This window comes from Taibaiella soli, from assembly GCF_003236175.1.
Taxonomy (GTDB): domain Bacteria; phylum Bacteroidota; class Bacteroidia; order Chitinophagales; family Chitinophagaceae; genus QKTW01.
The window spans coordinates 103,350-122,415 of record NZ_QKTW01000018.1; the positions used below are offsets into that span (position 1 = coordinate 103,350).

At 43.9% G+C, this 19,066-nt stretch carries 12 protein-coding genes; 5 read left to right on the top strand and 7 right to left on the bottom strand.

Annotated features, from left to right (window positions below):
* The first annotated feature begins 183 nt into the window (after positions 1–183).
* The 3 genes from DN068_RS13420 to porG all read left to right on the top strand — a co-directional run bounded on the left by DN068_RS13420 (position 184) and on the right by porG (position 7,644).
* A complete protein-coding gene (locus DN068_RS13420) occupies positions 184–1,347 on the top strand; it encodes a putative type IX sorting system protein PorV2 (protein ID WP_123985346.1) in 1,164 nt (387 codons plus the stop codon).
* A 42-nt stretch (positions 1,348–1,389) separates the two neighbouring features.
* On the top strand, positions 1,390–6,498 hold the full coding sequence (gene porU2, locus DN068_RS13425) for a putative type IX secretion system sortase PorU2 (protein WP_110999443.1): 5,109 nt from the start codon (positions 1,390–1,392) through the stop codon (positions 6,496–6,498).
* 282 nt (positions 6,499–6,780) lie between these two features.
* On the top strand, positions 6,781–7,644 hold the full coding sequence (gene porG / locus DN068_RS13430) for a type IX secretion system protein PorG (protein WP_110999444.1): 864 nt from the start codon (positions 6,781–6,783) through the stop codon (positions 7,642–7,644).
* A 711-nt stretch (positions 7,645–8,355) separates the two neighbouring features.
* On the opposite strand, the gene DN068_RS13435 is transcribed toward porG, so the two are convergent.
* The 3 genes from DN068_RS13435 to DN068_RS13445 all read right to left on the bottom strand — a co-directional run bounded on the left by DN068_RS13435 (position 8,356) and on the right by DN068_RS13445 (position 10,881).
* On the bottom strand, positions 8,356–8,946 hold the full coding sequence (locus DN068_RS13435; protein WP_110999445.1) for a DNA-3-methyladenine glycosylase I: 591 nt from the start codon (positions 8,944–8,946) through the stop codon (positions 8,356–8,358).
* 1 nt (position 8,947) lies between these two features.
* On the bottom strand, positions 8,948–10,342 hold the full coding sequence (gene hisS / locus DN068_RS13440) for a histidine--tRNA ligase (protein WP_110999446.1): 1,395 nt from the start codon (positions 10,340–10,342) through the stop codon (positions 8,948–8,950).
* Between the two features lie 62 nt (positions 10,343–10,404).
* A complete protein-coding gene (locus tag DN068_RS13445; protein ID WP_243630243.1) occupies positions 10,405–10,881 on the bottom strand; it encodes a low molecular weight protein-tyrosine-phosphatase in 477 nt (158 codons plus the stop codon).
* Between the two features lie 122 nt (positions 10,882–11,003).
* Between DN068_RS13445 and DN068_RS13450 the strand changes: the two genes are divergently transcribed.
* Positions 11,004–11,924, top strand: a complete 921-nt coding sequence (locus DN068_RS13450; protein WP_110999447.1) for a glycosyltransferase family 2 protein — start codon at positions 11,004–11,006, stop codon at positions 11,922–11,924.
* A gap of 1 nt (position 11,925) precedes the next feature.
* Here DN068_RS13450 and DN068_RS13455 read toward each other — a convergent pair whose 3' ends face one another.
* From DN068_RS13455 to DN068_RS13470, 4 genes are all read right to left on the bottom strand, one after another.
* Complete coding sequence (locus DN068_RS13455; RefSeq protein WP_110999448.1) at positions 11,926–13,515, bottom strand: DUF6798 domain-containing protein; 1,590 nt, start codon at positions 13,513–13,515, stop codon at positions 11,926–11,928.
* A gap of 14 nt (positions 13,516–13,529) precedes the next feature.
* On the bottom strand, positions 13,530–14,189 hold the full coding sequence (locus DN068_RS13460; protein ID WP_110999449.1) for a DUF4159 domain-containing protein: 660 nt from the start codon (positions 14,187–14,189) through the stop codon (positions 13,530–13,532).
* On the bottom strand, positions 14,189–14,908 hold the full coding sequence (locus tag DN068_RS13465) for an RsmE family RNA methyltransferase (protein ID WP_110999450.1): 720 nt from the start codon (positions 14,906–14,908) through the stop codon (positions 14,189–14,191). Before DN068_RS13465 ends, DN068_RS13460 begins: the two co-directional genes overlap by 1 nt.
* A 166-nt stretch (positions 14,909–15,074) precedes the next feature.
* Positions 15,075–15,677 carry a superoxide dismutase gene (locus DN068_RS13470; protein WP_110999451.1) on the bottom strand — a complete coding sequence of 201 codons (603 nt, stop codon included), beginning with the start codon at positions 15,675–15,677 and terminating at the stop codon, positions 15,075–15,077.
* Positions 15,678–15,966: 289 nt separating this feature from the next.
* Here DN068_RS13470 and DN068_RS13475 point away from each other — a divergent pair, with 289 nt between their 5' ends.
* Positions 15,967–19,065 carry an efflux RND transporter permease subunit gene (locus tag DN068_RS13475; RefSeq protein ID WP_110999452.1) on the top strand — a complete coding sequence of 1,033 codons (3,099 nt, stop codon included), beginning with the start codon at positions 15,967–15,969 and terminating at the stop codon, positions 19,063–19,065.
* Position 19,066 lies beyond the last annotated feature (1 nt).

Sequence of the window (19,066 nt, forward strand, 5' to 3'; positions counted from 1 at the left end):
TTTTGCCATCGAACGCTCAGTTATATAGAATGCTAAATTTATATGGCATCCTTTTTGAAATACAGGGTATGTTGTTATCAAATTGAAAAAGTACAGTTATATTAATTTGAAAAACAGTGAATGGCAATAAGCTGTGGATATTTACGTTAAATTTGTGTACATTCTGTTAAATTTCTCCTATTCATGAAGAAAAGGTTAGCCTTATTTTTAATTCCCGTTCTGTTCGCGGGGCAAAAAGCTCTGTCTCAGACCAGAATATATGTAAATGAATATTTGAATATTGGCGTTGGCGCACGGGGACTCGCCATGGCGGGCGCGCAATCGGCTACCAGCAATGATGTAATGTCGGGATATTGGAATCCTGCGGGGTTAATGCAGGTGGAAGACGATTTGCAGGTTGGTCTGATGCACGCAGAATATTTTTCAGGAATCTCGAAATATGATTTTGGTTCCATTGTGAAGCCGCTGAAAGGCAAAAAAAGAGTAGTGGGTTTTTCGGTACTCCGCTTTGCTACTGATGATATTGCGAACACAATAGACCTTGTACAACCCGATGGGTCTATCGATGAAAGTAAAATCAAGTCAATGTCGGCGGGCGACTATGCATTTTTGCTTTCCTATGCGCAAGGGCTCAATATCTTTAAAAAGAATCCGAACATTCATACCAATATCGGTGCCAATGCAAAGATTATATATCGTAACCTGAGTTCGCTGGCTAATGCCTGGGGTGTAGGCGTAGATGTCGGTATACAGACTACTTACAAGCAATGGTATTTTGGATTGATGGCGAAAGATATCACCACTACTTACACGTCCTGGAGTTTTAATCTTAGTGAGCACGATAAACAAGTGTTTGGTGCGACCGGCAATGAAATTCCAGTGAAATCTTATGAAGTGATGTTGCCAAGATTCAATTTTGGTGTGGCCAGAGACCTTTTAAAACCAGGAAAAAAATTCCAGGTAATGGCAGAGCTGGATGCTGATCTTACAACGGATGGTAAACGTAATACTTTGATAAGTACCAGTGGTTTTAGCATCGATCCGCATATGGGTGTGGAGGCTAGTTATAAACATACCATCTATCTTAGAGCTGGTATAGGTAATATTCAGCGCGTTCTTGATGACCGGGATACTACCAATCAATCAAAATACACTTTGTTTCAGCCAACGGTGGGCGTAGGAATTAAGCTGAAAGCGATCGTTGTCGATTATGCATTCACCAGTCTGCAAACACAATCCAATCCATTATACACACACATCGTCTCACTGAGAATAAACGTAAATCCTGTGGCCAAAAAGAAAAAGGGATCAACACCTGATGACATTTCTGCGCCATCTTCGAAGTAAACACACAATCTTTCAAAACTAGCTATCAATACAAATCTGAGTATGAGACGCCTTTATAAAATGCTTTTTTTCATTGCCGGACTGCTGGGTATATCTCAGGCATATGCACAACAGTACGGGAATGAGTGGATAGATTACAGCAAGACTTATTATAAATTCAGAGTGGGAAAAAATGGCATTTTCCGGATCTATAAAGCGGCATTGGATGCTGCGGGTGTACCGGTAGGCACTCCCGGAAGTCAGTTTGTGCTGTATTCAAGAGGGCAGCAAATTCCGATATATGTCACTACTGACAATACTTTCAGCACAAATGACTATATAGAGTTTTACGGCAAGATGAATGATGGTAAACAAGATACCGAGCTATACGGAGATCCCAATATCCAGCCAAATGACCGGATGAGCTTGTTTTCCGATACTGCAAGTTATTATCTGACATATGATAATTCAACGAATCCTCATAGTCATTATGTGGGTATCAATAATCCGATTTCCGGCACGCCTGTACCGGTGCCGTATTGTATGTTTACGTATAGTTACAGCTTTAAAAACGTATTTACACCCGGTTATAGCTATGCGTCAGGTTATTCATTTCCATCTTCCCATTTCGACCGAGGTGAAGGTTTCGTACAGCAGTTTTTTCCGCCAAGCTATGCGCCCGTTTATACACTCCTGGCACCCAACCTGGTGCCAAACGGCCAGGCAGCAACAATCTCTACCGGTGTAGCCGCGTTTTCCTACTATAATAATCACTATTTAAAAATCAATCTCAGCGGTAATCTTATTGCGGATTCTGCTTATGGTCCTGTAGATACTAAAAGATTTAGTCTCTCGGTGCCGGCGTCAAGTCTTGTTGCAACAAATCCAGTACAGTATGCACCTTATAATGCAGGTACCGGATATGACCAATGGGGTGTTTCGTTTATAGAACTTATTTACCCACGCAGTTTTGATGTAAGTGGTGTGGATTATTTTGAGTTTAATTTACCAGCAGCGGTAACCGCGACAAGTAACTATGTGGAGTTTACCACTTATTCGGGCGGTGCACCGCGTCTATATGATGTAACCAATCAAAAGTGGTATACAGGGGATGTTACCAGCGTTCCTGGTAAGGCGAGATTTTTATTGGATCCAACAGGTCTCGATCGGGAAATGGTTTTATATGCCCCTACAAGTACTAACATAACATCGCTTTCTTCTGTAAAGAATAACATTCATTTTACGGACTATTCACAAACTGCTAATCAGGGGAATTATGTTATTGTTTCTCATTCACAATTGATGCAGTCTTCTAGCGGGAATAATTTTGTGAATGATTATAAGACCTACCGTAGCAGTGCAAATGGCGGTAGCTATCAGGTTGTAGTGGCAGACGTAAGTGAACTCTATGATCAGTTTAGCTGGGGGATCGATAACCATTCGTCCTCTATAAAGCATTTCATGAAATATGCTTATGACAAGTGGACGCGCAAGCCTGAATTTCTTTTCCTGATCGGTCGTGGTATGTCTTATTCCAATTATCCAGGTTACTTAGCTAATCCTTCGTCCTATCCTTATCCAATTGTACCAACCTATGGTGAACCGGGAGCAGATCTGGATTTTGTAACGCTTAACGGCAATCGCTCTATGAATATAAGCGTAGGGCGCTTCTCCGCCTGGAACGGCGATGAGATTGGTATTTATCTCGATAAAATCAAATCTTTTGAAGCTGCATTGAAATCTCCCGCGCTGCCTACTTATTTAACAGAACTGTGGAAAAAAACAGTGTTGCATATTGCAGGTTCCAGCGATGCCAGCTTGCAGCAGTCGTATCTCATTCCAACACTTAATTCAGGTGCTGTAATACTTAACGATACCTCTATGGGGGCAAACACTACTTTGATTGCAAAGAACACAACGAACCCCGTTGACAATATTGGTAGTGCCACTATTGATTCAATGATCAATGCCGGATTGTCTCTGATTAGTTTCAATGGGCACGCTTCATCTGCAGGTTTCGATTTTAACTTAAATAATCCGGAACAATACCATAGCTCGCCAAGATTTCCATTTTTTATCGGTTTAGGTTGTGATGTGGCGACTATATTTTCGTTGCTCTCGCAAAAGACAATTAGCGAACGTTATCTGGACGCAACTACTGGTGGATCCACAGGTATGATAGCCGCGAACAATATCAATTTCCCAGACTTTCATACTTACTACTACCCGGCTATGTGCGGTTATATCTCTAAACTGGCATATGGTAAAACAATTGGTGAACAATACAGGTACTCTTACGATAGCATGATGACCTATGCGCATACTTATGATAGTATTACTGGACCTGGCATTACGGCAAGACAAGGATATTTCATGACCCACCTGGAAAGCCTGTTATTGCAGGGCGATCCGGCATTGCATGTCTATTCTTCGGACAAACCTGACTATCACGTGAGTGTGGATGGTATATCCACCGTCCCTACACCTGTTACCACCAGTGGAGACTCTTTTAAACTGAAAATTGTCAATTATAATCTGGCAAAGGCGATCTCTGATACCGTAATATTGAAAGTAGAACACATAAATCCAGCGGGAACAGTAGTAACGATTGGTAATTATCCGTTGGTGAATCTCTATAATTCAGATACCATTTTGGTGAGCGTGCCGATCAATCATACGGCAGATCTGGGGCTGAACAAATATCGTGTAACAATCGATGCACCGAATAAATATGACGAGGTAAGTGAAACAAACAATACAGCGACACTGGAATTATTCATTTACAGTGATAACCTGATTCCGGTTTATCCTTATGAGTTTTCAATTGTGAACCAGCAGAATATTACGCTGAAAGCTTCCACACTAAATCCGTTCCGTCCTGTCGGAAAATATCGTTTGCAGATTGACACGACAATGCTTTTTAATAGCCCGTTGTTGCAACAAACTGCTGTGACCAGCCCCAGTGGAGTCATTTCTTGGACGCCAACTATGAGTTATCGCGATAGCACGGTTTACTATTGGCGCACTACTTATGACAGTGCAATAAATGGCAATTACAACTGGTCGGCCAGTTCGTTTATTTATCTGGCACAGGGCACTCCGGGTTGGAACCAATCTCATTATTACCAATATCAAAAAGATGGCTATAGTACATTGTCGTTAGATAGCGATCGCAAATTTCGTTTTGGAGTTACCTACCAGTCTATTGAGGTCTGGAATAAAATCGCTATTTCAGGTGCTGACGCATCAGCGAATGTACAGGTGAAAGTTGATGATGTTACCGCCCAATATGCGGGTTGCAACCTTAATGGTACAATCCAGGTAATGGTGTTTGACTCTGCAACAGGAAAACCTTGGGTTAATGCAAATCCAACAGCAACAGGCTCCTTAGCCCCATGTTTTAGTAATACGGTAGACTATAATTGTTTTGAATATTCACTGAATACAGCAGCTAGTCGTGATGCTGCAAGACGATTTATTGATAGTATCCCGTCAGGGAATTATGTGATGATTCGTAACTATGTCCTTCTTCCCGGCCAATACTATCAGCCAAGTTATGTAGATCAATGGAAGGCAGATACTTTGATTTATGGTAGTGGCAATTCTTTGTATCATTCCATTTATAATCTTGGTTTTAATCTGGTCGATTCTATGAGTAGCACTAGGGTGTTTGTTTTCTTTTCCCGCAAGCATCGTACCGATTTTCCTTTGTTCCAGCAGGTTGGTCCTACAAACGATAATAGTCAGACAACTGGGTTGATTCATCAGCTGTTTAAGATTCCGGTTCGCTCCGGAAATGGAGAACTGTTAAGTACCGTTATCGGTCCCGCACTACAATGGCAGAATCTGAAATGGAGAACAAGCGCTCTTGATACCGGCGCTCAGTATGACAGCTCGTATGTTCATGTGGTAGGTATTGACAATAATAGTAATGAAACAAGCCTTTACACCGGGATCTCCAGAGATACTTCACTGAGCTGGATTGATGCGAAGGCGTATCCGAAAATCCGTTTGGAATGGTATGGGCGGGATACCATTTTGCGGAGCAGTCCGCAGCTGAATTACTGGCGAGTATTATATTCGCCTGCACCAGAAGCAGCTCTGAATCCTGCGAAGCACTATACATTTACAGATACGCTGCATACCGGGCAATTGCTGAATTTCTCGGTAGCTATTGAAAACTTAACTTCTATAGCGATGGATAGCATGTTGGTGCGCTATAAAGTCATCGATGCAAACAACGCTTCACATGTAGTGGGTTCAAAACGATACAGAAAATTGCCTGGCAGCGATACGCTGAATGCTGACTTCAGCTTCGATCCGGCGGCGTATCCTGGTCTCAATCTCTTCTATATTGAAGCTAACCCTGATAACGACCAGCCCGAACAATATCACCCGAACAATCTCGGTTATATTCCGTTCAAACTGATTGCCGATAAAGTGAATCCTTTGGTGGATGTGACTTTTGACGGCGTACACATTCTGAACGAAGACATCGTTTCTGCGAAACCACTCATTAAAATTTTGCTGAAAGATGAGAATAAATATCTGGCACTTGATGATACCAGTCTGCTGGACGTTTATATGCGTTATCCGCAGGATCTGCCAAACACGAAGAGAAAAGTCCCATTTGACGGATCTGTGTGTAAGTTCATTCCTGCGAACGTATCGACGGGTAAAAATGAAGCGACTATCGAATATCGTCCTGCTTTGACACAGGATAGTACGTACGAATTGTTTGTAACCGGCCGTGATAAATCAGGCAATAATGTAGAAGGGACGACGACCGATTATTCTATCGCCTTTAATGTGTTCAATACACCGAGCATCACAAATGTGCTGAACTATCCGAATCCGTTCTCAACTTCGACGGCGTTTGTATTTACGGTAACGGGTTCTCAGCTGCCTTCACAGTTCAAAATTCAGATCCTGACTGTTACCGGTAAAGTGGTAAGAGAAATTACAAAAGGGGAACTCGGTCCATTGCACATAGGACGAAACATTACTGACTATAAATGGGATGGTCGCGATCAATACGGTCAGGTGCTGGGTAATGGTGTGTACTTGTACCGTGTGGTGACTACACTCAACGGTTCAGATATGGATCACTGGAATACCGGCGCCGACAAATATTTTAAACACGGTTACGGTAAAATGTATATCATGCGTTAAAAAAACATGATTTGTCAGCTTGAGTTATAAAAGAAATCGCCAGTGAAAAACGGTTTCATAAAACAGGCAATCGCAAATCTCAAATGTCCAATCGCAAATAAAAAAGGTTGCCGGAAACGGTAACCTTTTTTATTTGCCTGAGGCTTTTGTTTTTGTAAAAATGTTTTTTATCTTTCGACTATCATCATCAGTTTTTAACAAAAACTTTTAAAACCGTTACTTATAAAAAGGCGCCGAATGCCTTATAAAGTGCTCGGTTTTATTAATTTATAAAATATCCAGATGAAACGTTTTTTACTCTCCTTGGCATTGCTGCTACCTATGTGCTCACAAGCGCAATCACATCATGAGATAGGTATTATGGCTGGTGTGTCGAATTATTATGGAGACTTGCAAGACAAAGTTTTTGCTGATTATGGATATAAGCCAATGGGCGGTATTATCTATAAATACTTCTTTAACCCGCATCTCGGTCTCCGTTTCGGAGCGAGTTATGCGCAGATTACCGCTGCCGACAGCCTTTCGGGTTCACAGGTAAAAAGAGACCGTAACCTGAGTTTTGCTTCCAGCATTTTTGAAGTACATGGTGGTCTGGAATTAAACTTCCTGCCGATTGACATCGATCGTATGAAAGTGACTCCGTATATCTTTGCGGGTATCGGTGTATTCTACTACAATCCTTATGCGAGTGCGCCAACTGGTGAAAAAGTATATCTGCGTCCGCTGAGTACAGAAGGACAAGGATTGCCACAATATCCTGATCGTAAAGAATATGGTCCGATCGGTGTTTCATTCCCGATTGGCGGTGGTATGAAATTCCTGGTGGGTAAAACACTTGTAATTACTACTGAATTAGGTTTCCGCTATACAACTACGGATTATCTGGATGACGTAAGTAAATCTTACGTAAACCTGGATACGCTTGCAGCTTTCAAAGGTGCGCAGGCAGCTCAGATGTCTTTCCGTGGTGATGAAACTAAAAACTGGGATGGTCACTACTATCCGGATTACAAATATCAGCGCGGCGATAGCAAAGCCAATGACTGGTATTGGTTCGGTGGCGTTTCTGTATCTATCTACTTCCGTGCATTCGGTAACGTAGGTCAGTATATTCAGGCACATTGTCCGAAGATGTTTAAACACTAATCCTCGATTTGATAATATTGAAGTCCCAACGGTAACGTTGGGACTTTTTTTATTTGGCGTGCCCCTGCGGGTCGGGCTATCCATTTCAAGTCCTCGCTCCACTTCGTTCCGCTGTGGGCTTTCCATTGCTATCCCTCACGCTGTGGTTTCGCCGAGCTGATTTTTTACGGATGGTATGCTCAATAGTAGTACCGCAGATGAACGGAGCGACGCAACTCAGGCCAGACCGGAGTAGGAATGCCTGTGGCAAGAAAATAAACAATGGGATTGATTAGGTTCCGAACCGGGTACAATACTCAATTTGACAGGGTGGAGGGTGGTTAAATTGATGTATAAGGGCGGTTGCGGACGGGGTCGGATATGGTTCTTTACAGTGTGTAATATGGTTTGAAACGGTGTATGGGGTGGTTAAACTGCGGGTTATACCCGGTCCGGAATCATGGATGCTCCGGTTAGTAACGGTATAGAAGCCGGTTAAATTGAGTATAGAACCCGGTCTGATACAGGGGTAAGGGTAGTTCCGGATAGTATTGAGGGCAGTTCAGGAAATGTTCATACCTGGTAAAATAGAGAAAGGAGACCCGTGTAGGACTCCTTTCTCTATGGTAATTTTGGTTATCGGGATGCGTTCCGGACGAGGTGGTACGCGACTGGCGCAGTATATCGAAAGGTCCCGTTGTTGCTGTTTGAGTAAAATCAGACATCAGAAAATCAGCGATCAGACATTTTTTTCACTTCCTTATGTCGCGGGCAGCTCATGATATGGTCATTGACGATGCCTGCGGCCTGCATAAATGCATAGCAGATTGTAGAACCCACAAACTTAAAGCCACGCTTCTGCAGATCCTTGCTCATCGCATCAGATTCCGGACTGGTAGCCACAATTTCACTGATGCTTTTGCGCTTTGTATCGATCGTTTTGTGATTGGTAAACTGCCAGATGTATTTATCAAACGTGCCAAATTCTTTCTGCACTTCAAGGAAACGCTGTGCATTTGTTACGGTAGCCCGAATCTTCAGTTGATTGCGGATAATGCCCGCATCTTGCAGCAAGGTTTCTATTTTCTTCTCTGTGAATTTAGAAACCTTCACCGGATCGAATCCGGCGAAGGCTTTTTCAAAATTCTTTCGTTTATGCAATATGGTTTTCCAACTGAGCCCCGCCTGAAAGGCGTCGAGAACCAGAAACTCAAACAGCTTCTGATCATCATGCAGCGGTGTGCCCCATTCTTCGTTATGATACTGGATCATGAGCGGGTCGTCGCCTGGCCAGGAACAGCCCGGAGCTTCAGTGCTTGCCATACTAACTATTTTGAATGAGGTTAATACATTCTTCTAAAGACACCATTATCTGTTCGCCTGTTACAAAGTTTTTTAAGCTCAGTTTATTGCTTTCACGTTCGGTATCGCCTGGTAAAATCACGAAAGGCAACCCACGTTTATTAGCATATTTCATTTGCTTGTCGAACTTCGCCGCATCCGGATAAATCTCAGCAGCAATTCCCGCCTGACGTAGCTGTTGTAACACAGACAATGCATAGGTTTCATTATCACCGCCGAAGTTGAGCAGCAATACTTTTGAGCCAGTTACCAGTTGGTCCGGGAAGAGATTCAGTTCTTCTATTACATCGTAAATACGATCGATGCCGAAGGAAATACCCACGCCGGATAAGCCTTTCAGACCAAACAGGCCCGTAAGATCATCATAACGGCCGCCGCCGCCGATACTGCCCATTTTCACCGCGCCGCACATTACTTCTACGATAAAGCCCGTGTAATAATTGAGACCACGGGCCAGGCTGATATCCACCATCACGGTAGAAGACCAGTTTTTGTCGGCCAGCTGCTCGTGGTATTTGGTAATATTTTTCAGCTCTGCAATGCCAGCCATGCCGATAGCACTGCTTTGCATCATTGTTTCGAGCGCAATGATTTTTTCATCGTTGCTGCCGGTGAGGTCAATGACTGTTTTGATTTTCTCAGCACCTTCAGCCGAAATGCCACGTTCAGATAATTCTTTTACAACACCGTCCCAGCCAATTTTGTCGAGCTTGTCGAGCGCGATGGTCATTTCCATCATCTGATCCGGAACGCCGGCAATTTCTGCAAGACCTGCCAGCAGTTTGCGGCTGTTGATCTTGATGGTAATCTGTGGCACTTTCAGTTGTTCGAATGCCGCGCGGTAAATACAAAGTAATTCCGCTTCATTCACCAATGAATTGCTGCCCACCACATCACAGTCACACTGCCAAAACTCTCTGTAGCGGCCTTTTTGCGGACGATCGGCACGCCATACCGGTTGCATCTGGTAACGGCGGAACGGAAACGCAATTTCATTCTGATTCATCACAACATAACGTGCAAACGGAATCGTGAGATCGTAGCGGAGTGCACGTTCTGTAACAACCGGGCTAGAGTAGGAGCGTTCCATGATCTTACTCCATTCCTGGTTCATTTTTTCTTTATCGGCATCTTTTTGAGCGTGCATGCCGTTGTTCAAAATTTTAAAGATCAGACGGTCGCCTTCCTCGCCATATTTGCCCATCAGGGTGGTGAGATTCTCCATAGACGGCGTTTCCAGCGGTTGGAAACCGTAGAGTTCAAAAATGGAACGTAATGTGCCTAATATATATTGACGCTTGCGAACTACTTCGGGAGAAAAGTCGCGCGTGCCTTGAGGTATTGATGGTTTAGACATAAAGTCAAAAATAAAATTCAAAAAACAAAAAATAGATTTTAGCAACTGTCAACTGTCAATTGTCAACTGTCAATTGTATCAGGAACAGCATAGCGCTGCACAATCGCATCGCAAGTCTGGTCGATCAGCTCATATACTGGCTCAAAACCAGCTTCACCACCATAATACGGATCAGGAACCGACTCGTTGCTGTCTGGTTTCAGTTCGTTGAGAAACAAAACTACTTTGCTCATATCTCCATTGAAGCTGCCGATGTTTTCAATTTCATAATACACGTCTTTAGCCATCGCATAGATCTTGTCGTAATTCTTGAAGTCCGCCTTGATAAAACGTCTTGCGCGTTGATGGGAAATATCAATACCATGATTCGCACAAACTTTCTGAGAAAAGCGATGGGGTGCTTCACCCACATGAAAAGACTCCGTACCGGCAGAATCCACTGTCCAGTCAAGATGGTGTTGATTGATTTTTTCTTGCATCACGCCTTCCGCAATCGGAGAACGGCAGATATTGCCGAGGCAGACCATTAAAATGCGCATATTAAAACGTTAATGTGGCAAAGTTAATGGGTTAATGAGTTAATAGGTTAATAAGTTAATAGGTTGACACGACAGAGGGGTAAACCTTTGCGGGCCGTGAGAAAGTAATATCTTTAGCGATCATGGGAAATGGCATATCTATTTTAATTATTACTTATAATCGTCCTGCTGATCTGTTGGAATTACTGCAAAGTCTGGGTAACCAAACCAACGCATCGGCGGTGCTGGATGAAGTTTTAGTGCTGGATAATGCATCTACGGTTTCCTATGATTCAGTCACTGATTACATTGCACAGCGGCCAGACCTCAAGATCAATTTTATTCAGTCCGATGAAAATCTGGGTGTGGCGCGTGGTCGCAATAAGCTGATGACAATGGCCAGGGGCAAATGGTTGTTGGTGATTGATGATGATGTTTTATTCCTGAAACCAGACGATCTGCAGCGGATTGCCCGCTATCCTGAGAAGCCATTTTTCGCAGATACCAATACCGCCGTTTTTGATCTGCGTGTGATTTATTACGATACAAAAGAAGTACAGATCACAGCCTTCCCACATAAAAAGTACGATCAATACAAGGATAAAAAGCAGTTTTTAACCTCATACTATATCGGCTGTGCGCACCTCTTGCGCCGCGATGTACTGGATATAACGGGTGTTTATCCTACAGATTTCTTTTATGGTATGGAGGAATATGATCTTAGCTATCGTATACTGGACGCGGGTTTTACAATCGGGTATGATGATGAGGTAACGATTGAACATAAAGAATCGCCGTTAGGAAGACAGCCGAATGCACAGAAATTGCAGATGCAGTGGGTGAATAAAAGCAAAGTGGCCTGGCGTTATTTGCCGTTCCTGTACTTTGTTTCCACTGCTTTTATGTGGAGCCTCCAATATCTTAATAATACCAAATGGGATATCAAAGGATTTTTCGGAGGTATTGGAAAAGTGATGCAGATTCCATTCAAAGAAAAAAGAAGACGCGTAAGTAGTACAACGATAGATTATTTGAATAAAGTGCAGGCCAGACTTTGGTTTTAGCCTAGTGAAGATTGTTTTTTATTAACGCGTAATTTCCTTCTGTATGCACAATATTTAACGTGTCGCCTGCGCACCCCGGTGTGCCTATGTTGGCGATGCGGTAATCATATTGGCATTTTGGCGCGAGCTCTTTGTTCGTTTCCTGCCGGTAGTTTGGCGCTGCCTGAATCAGTCTTTGCAGATACGGAGTGTTTTCGCTGCAGGTGTCAATAGCATAGATTTTTGCGAAACGATCATACCAGTTCAGGATAAAATCAGGCTCGTGAATAATGGCTCTGCTGCCCGTTGGCGTGGATCGTTTGGTTTCGCAGAGAATGGCCACATCAAATGGCATTGATAATATAATGGCGTCTGCAGGTGTGTTTTGGTTGATCCATTCATGCATGCGCGTCAGGTCTGATTTCGGATAATAAGGTCCGACCATGTATTTTCCCGCCCATGATTTTCTGATGATGCCCGGTACACTGTAAACAAATAGCGATTGCCAGATGACGACGCCAAAAAGTAAAATCAATACGACAGGCTGGTACGGATTTATTTTTAGGAAGCCGGATAAGAGTTTTCCTGCATAACCGGCAATGATAACCGAAGCAAAAAACGATATCCAGATGGTAGTTTTAAACCATTGTAGTTTATAAATGGTATTCCAGTGGAACAATTCGGTGGTACAATAATAAACAACGCAGCCACCAACGATAATGCCAAATAACGTGGCAAACAGCCGGAACTTTTCATTCCTGGTTACAGCCAGCAACCCAAGTGTCACAACGATAAGGCTGATGCTTTGCAGGTAGTTTTTAAGTGGAAAAGCGCTTGCTTTATAATGGCCTGAATAAATGCCGGTGAGAATTTGGTAAAACCGTGGCATATCTGCATTTGCATGCGGCATAAAAAATTGCCTGTAGAATATTGGGATGAGCATATACGCTCCGGCAAGCAGGTATCCTGTTGATATTTTTCCGACGCTTTGCCATTTTTTACTGGTTGGCAGCAAGGCGATCAGCAAGACGATAATACCGTAAAACTGTAATCCCTGCAGTAGCTGATAAAGAGTGGCAAAGCCTATAAGCACACCGGCGGTAAAATATTTCTCCCTGAGAAAATAATAAAAAGCCGCAACACAAAACGCAGAAGAAAATACAGAACAGGTAAGCTCGTAATCTAAGATTTCGTTACCGCCAACTGTCCAGCTGTGCAGGAAGATCAATAGGAGAACCGGAGAGATGTAAGCGGAGTATGGGTCTTTGAAAAAGAATGCTGTGATCTTTCGCGTGTAAGCAACAATGCAGAACGTGCAAATCAGGTAAAATGCGAAACATACCGTCGCGACTGGAAACAAATGCGAAAAGAAACTGATCGTGTTTACGTAAATCTCCCGGATCGTGAAGCGTGTAGTGGCTGGTACGGTGAAATAATCGTACGGATACAATTTGGGGTTCAGCTTCTTAAAGACCTGCGGTAAATGCTCTTCCAGATCACCCATTCCATACCGGTATCCATTCAGGAAAATGGCGGTTATGGTAAAGAAGAAGTTCCATAACAGATCTCCCAAATATTTTTGAAACTTATTGCCGGCGGTAAAATTGGTCACGTACGGATTTTCGTTTACTGATAACTGTTGCTGAAAACATACTGGATAATATTGGCGCCCATTTGCAGCGCAGCCAGATGTTTTTCCGGAGGATCGCGGTGTACGTCAAAGTCTTCCCAGCCATCGCCAAGATCACATTCCCAGGTATAGAAACACACCAGGCGTCCTTTGTAAATTAATCCAAAGCCTTTCGGAGGTTTGTTGTCGTGCTCGTGAATTTTAGGTAAGCCGTTCGGGAAATTATATTTCTGATGATAAATAGGATGAGTGAACGGAAGTTCCACCAAAGTCAGTTCCGGAAATACTTTTTTCAATGCCGGACGAACATAAGGATCCAAACCATAGTTGTCATCGATATGCAGAAATCCGCCAGCTTCTAAATACTTGCGCAGATTTTGTGCCTCAGCTTCTGAAAGATCCCAGCGGCCGTGGCCGGTCATATGCAAAAACGGATAGTTGAAAATATCAGGACTGCCGACTTCTACCTGTCCTTCCTGCGCCTGCAGATTGGTGTGTAGTTGCTGATTGCAGAATGCAGCCAGGTTTTTGAGTGAAGTAGGATTAGCATACCAGTCGCCGCCGCCATTATACACGAGCAGGCCCAGTTTCATAGGTTGAGCCATCGCACCGATGTGCAGCAGACAAAAGAATAGGATGAGTTTAAACAGTTTCATTACTGGATCATGTTAAAATAAGCACATGCCGCCATAGCTGCCGTTTCCGTGCGTAATCTGTTTGCACCCATCACAATTGGCTGGCAACCTTGCGTGATACATAAAGCTACTTCTTCTGGCGTAAAATCCCCTTCCGGACCAATAAATATTAAAGTTTCTTTATGAGGCTTCATTCTTTCGGCGATAGAAGTGCGTTCTTCTTCGCTGATGCAATGGGCAATGAATTTTTGTTCTACTGCATTAAAGCGTTTCAGGATGGCGGGAAGTTCAGCCGGCTCTGATAATTCCGGTAAATAATACTGTTGTGATTGTAACATCGCCGAGATAAGAATATTCAGCCAGCGGTCATGGCGGAAACGTTCACGTTCGCTGCGGGTCGCCATTAATGGAATGATAGCGGTTACACCAAGTTCGGTCGCTTTTTCCAGCAACCATTCGTTGCGGCTTGTATTTTTTGTAAATGCAACGGCCAGATGGAACTGAGTTGTTGCAGGTTGAAATTTTTTAACCTCATTAAGTATTACGCTACACTTTTTCTTTTGCGCGTTCGCGACGGTTGCAGTTGCAAGAATTCCTTCACCATTGGTTAATCTCAGTTGCTCGCCGTTTTCCATCCGCAAAACCTGCACGATATGTCTTGCTGTATCTTCCTCCAGCCAGATTTCCGCGCCCTTCGTCATTGTTCCCTTGTGAAAAAAAATAGGTGTTGTAATCGCCATGGGGGAAAGTTACATTTTTTTCTGGCGCGAGAGTTAGCGNNGCTGCGCTAACTCTCGCGCCAGGCCAGTATAGGATATAAAAAAGCGATCCGCCACAAATATAGTGGGGATCGCTTTTTATGTTTTTCAGCGTTCAGCTTTTGGCGTTCAGCTTTATGCTTTTAAACTATTTAGCAGCGCTAAAACGTTTAGCAACTTCATTCCAGTTTACTACGTTCCAGATTGCGCCCAGATAATCAGGACGTTTGTTCTGATATTTCAGGTAGTAAGCGTGTTCCCAAACATCGATACCGAAGATAGGCGTACCTTTTACTTCAGCGATATCCATCAGTGGATTGTCCTGGTTAGGTGTAGAAGTTACTTCCAGTTTGCCGTCTTTTACGATCAGCCAGGCCCAGCCGCTACCGAAACGGGTCGCACCTGCAGCATTCATTTTTTCTTTCAGACCATCCAGTGAACCGAAAGCAGCGTTGATTGCATCTGCCAGTTCGCCTGTTGGTGCACCGCCGTTAGGGCCCAGTACTTCCCAAAACAGAGAGTGGTTATAATGACCGCCACCGTTATTGCGTACAGCAGCAGGGTATTTAGAAATATTAGCCATGAGATCTTCCAGAGAAAGATTTTCAGCATCCGTACCAGCGATCGCCTTGTTCAGGTTATCAACATAAGCCTGGTGGTGCTTGTCATGGTGGATTTGCATGGTTTGCGCGTCAATATGCGGCTCCAGCGCATCAAATGCATATGGTAATGCAGGAAGAGAGTGTGCCATAGTAGTTAGTTTTTTAAATTTTTAGAAGCTCAAAGTTAATCGGCAACGACGTAACACGCAAAATTGAAACTGCCAATGCCTGTATTTATAACAAGAAAATCATGCCCGGGTTGCAGGTATGAGCATTTTTTCGCTTTTAACCTTGCCCGTTTTTTTGCGTCTTACTACATTTCACGACCGCTACGCTATATGAATAATCGGTGAAATTCCGCGTCAGTTCTAGTTATGGCGGTCGCGCAGCTACTTTATCTGCGTATATTTGAAAAGCTTTTTTAGCAAACAAGACTGCATGAGTTTACCTTCACTGTCACTTCGCAGGCCCGTACTGGCAATAGTGTTAAATATCATTATCATCATTTTTGGTGCTATTGGTTTCCACTTTCTGGGCATTCGCGATTATCCGTCTATTGATCCGCCGATCATTAACGTGCGCACTTCGTATGCGGGCGCCAACCCCGATATTATTGAGTCTCAGATTACCGAGCCGCTGGAGAAATCCATTAATGGTATCGCAGGTATCAAAACAATCTCGTCTACGAGTACACAGGGCTCCAGTAATATCACGGTAGAATTTAACCTTGGTACTGATCTTGAAGCCGCTGCGAATGATGTGCGCGATAAAGTATCCCAGGCGGTAAGAAGTTTGCCGCAGGATGTGGATGCGCCGCCGGTAGTAAGTAAAGCGGATGCCAATGCACAGGCTATTCTTTCCATGACGGTGCAGAGTACCACCAAAAATGTGATGGAATTGTCCGACTATGGAGAAAACGTGCTGGTAGAAAAGTTGCAGACTATTCCCGGGGTGAGTAGTATCCAGATCTGGGGACAACGGCGTTTCTCTATGCGTCTCTGGCTTGATCCTGTGCGAATGTCCGGTTATGGTATTACGTTTCAGGATGTTCAGAATGCACTCAATAATCAAAACGTAGAATTGCCTTCCGGTAAAATTTCCGGCTATCATACGGAGCTTTCTGTGCGCACATATGGACGTTTGCTAACCGAGCAGGATTTCAACAGCCTGATTGTAAAGAACGTGGATAGCACGGATATTCACCTGAGAGATATTGGCGAAGCCGTTTTAGGTCCGGAAAATGAAGAAACGGCGCTGAAGGAGAGTGGCGTTCCGATGATCGCTTTGGCGGTAATTCCGCAGCCAGGGTCAAACTATGTGGCCATTGCCGATGAATTTTACAAGCGTTATGATCAGCTGAAAAAAGATATTCCGAAGGATTTCAAAGTAGATATTGCACTGGATAATACAGCATTCATCAAAAAATCAATCGATGAAGTAGAGGAGACTTTGATTGTGGCGTTCTCGCTTGTGATCATCATTATTTATCTCTTCTTCCGCGACTGGCTCATTGCCTTCCGGCCATTGATCGACATTCCTGTGAGTTTGATCGGTGCATTTTTCATCATGTACATTATGGGCTTTACCATCAATATCCTCACCCTGCTAGCCATCGTATTGGCAACGGGTTTGGTGGTGGATGATGGTATCGTCGTCACGGAAAATATCTTTAAGAAGATAGAGCAGGGCATGGATAAACACCGGGCTGCACGGGAAGGTAGCGAGGAGATCTATTTCGCCGTTATCTCTACTTCCATTACGCTTGCGGTTGTATTCCTGCCGATTGTGTTCCTGCAAGGTTTTACCGGTCGGTTGTTCCGAGAATTTGGTATTGTAGTTGCCGGCGCTGTATTGATCTCCGCATTTGTATCCCTCACATTGACGCCGGTGCTCAACGTACTCATGACGCGCGATGTGCATAAACCATCTAAGTTTTATGTAAAAACGGAGCCATTTTTTACAGGAATGGAGCGCGGCTATAAAAAGATTCTGGTGTGGATCATGCGCCGGAAATGGATGGCACTTGCAGCTATGGGAGCTTGTTTTGCGATTATCTACCTTATCGGTGCCAATATTAAAAGCGAATTGGCGCCGCTGGAAGACCGCAGTCGTTTTAGCTTTCAGGTAACAGCGCCGGAAGGTACATCATACGATGCCATGGATAAATACATGGATAAGGTTGTAAACATGCTGCTCGATAGTGTTCCGGAAAAACAGATTATACTCTCCATCACCGCGCCGGGCAATGGCGGCACAGGTGCGGTGAACACGGGTCGTGGTAACGTAAGGTTGGTAGAACCAAATATGCGCAGCCGCACACAGAATGACATCGTGCAGGTAGTAAACCGTAATTTTCAGAAACTAAACTTTGGACGTGCATTTGCCATTCAGGAACAGACCATCGCGGTACAACGCGGCGGTAGTGCTTTCCCGATTGCATTTGTGCTGCAGAATATCGATTTTGATAAACTCACTGTGGCGCTACCGCAATTTCTTGATGAAGCCAACCAGAATCCGGTGTTCCAGGGTGTGGATGTAGATTTAAAATTTAATAAACCCGAGCTGACCATTACGGTAGATCGCGCGAAAGCTTCTCAATTGGGCATTTCCGTTCAGGATGTTTCGCAGACGCTTCAATTTGCGCTGAGTAACGGCCGGCTTGGTTATTTCACCATCAATGGTAAACAGTATCAGGTAATCGGCCAGGTGTTACGTGCCTACCGCGATGCGCCGCTTGACTTGAAACAATATTATGTGCATACCAGAAGTGGTCAGGCTATTTCGATAGATAATATTGTGCAGATTAAAGAGACAACCAGTCCTTCACAGATCTATCACTACAACCGTTACAAATCGGCGACAGTATCGGCCAACCTTTCTCCGGGGCATACCATCGGCGATGGTATCAAAGCTATGCAGGCGATTTATGCCAAGCTACAGCAGAAAGGTGTGATTGATGACAGCTTTACGACATCATTGGCCGGTTCTTCACAAGACTATGTGGAAAGTTCTTCCAATACTTCATTTGCATTCTTGCTGGCGTTGGTATTGATTTATCTGATTCTCGCGGCACAGTTCGAAAGTTTCATTGATCCGCTGATTATCATGCTCACGGTTCCTTTGGCAATTGCCGGTGCCCTGCTGTCCTTGTCTTTATTTGGGCAAACGCTCAATATCTTTTCTGAAATCGGTATGATCATGTTGATCGGTCTGGTAACCAAAAATGGTATCCTGATCGTTGAATACGCCAATCATATCAGGGAGAAAGGAGCGCCGAAAACAGAAGCAGCCATTTACGCGGCTTCCATGCGCCTTCGCCCGATTCTGATGACCAGTCTGGCGATGGTATTTGGTGCCTTGCCGTTGGCGCTTTCGTTGGGTGCGGCTTCTACCAGCCGTATTCCGCTCGGTATCGTAATTGTTGGCGGCGTCATGTTTTCGCTGGTGCTTTCATTGGTGATTGTACCGGTAATGTACACCTTCTTATCACGCAGAAAAACGGTGGTGCCTTCTGCGATTGAAAAACTGAATGACTAAA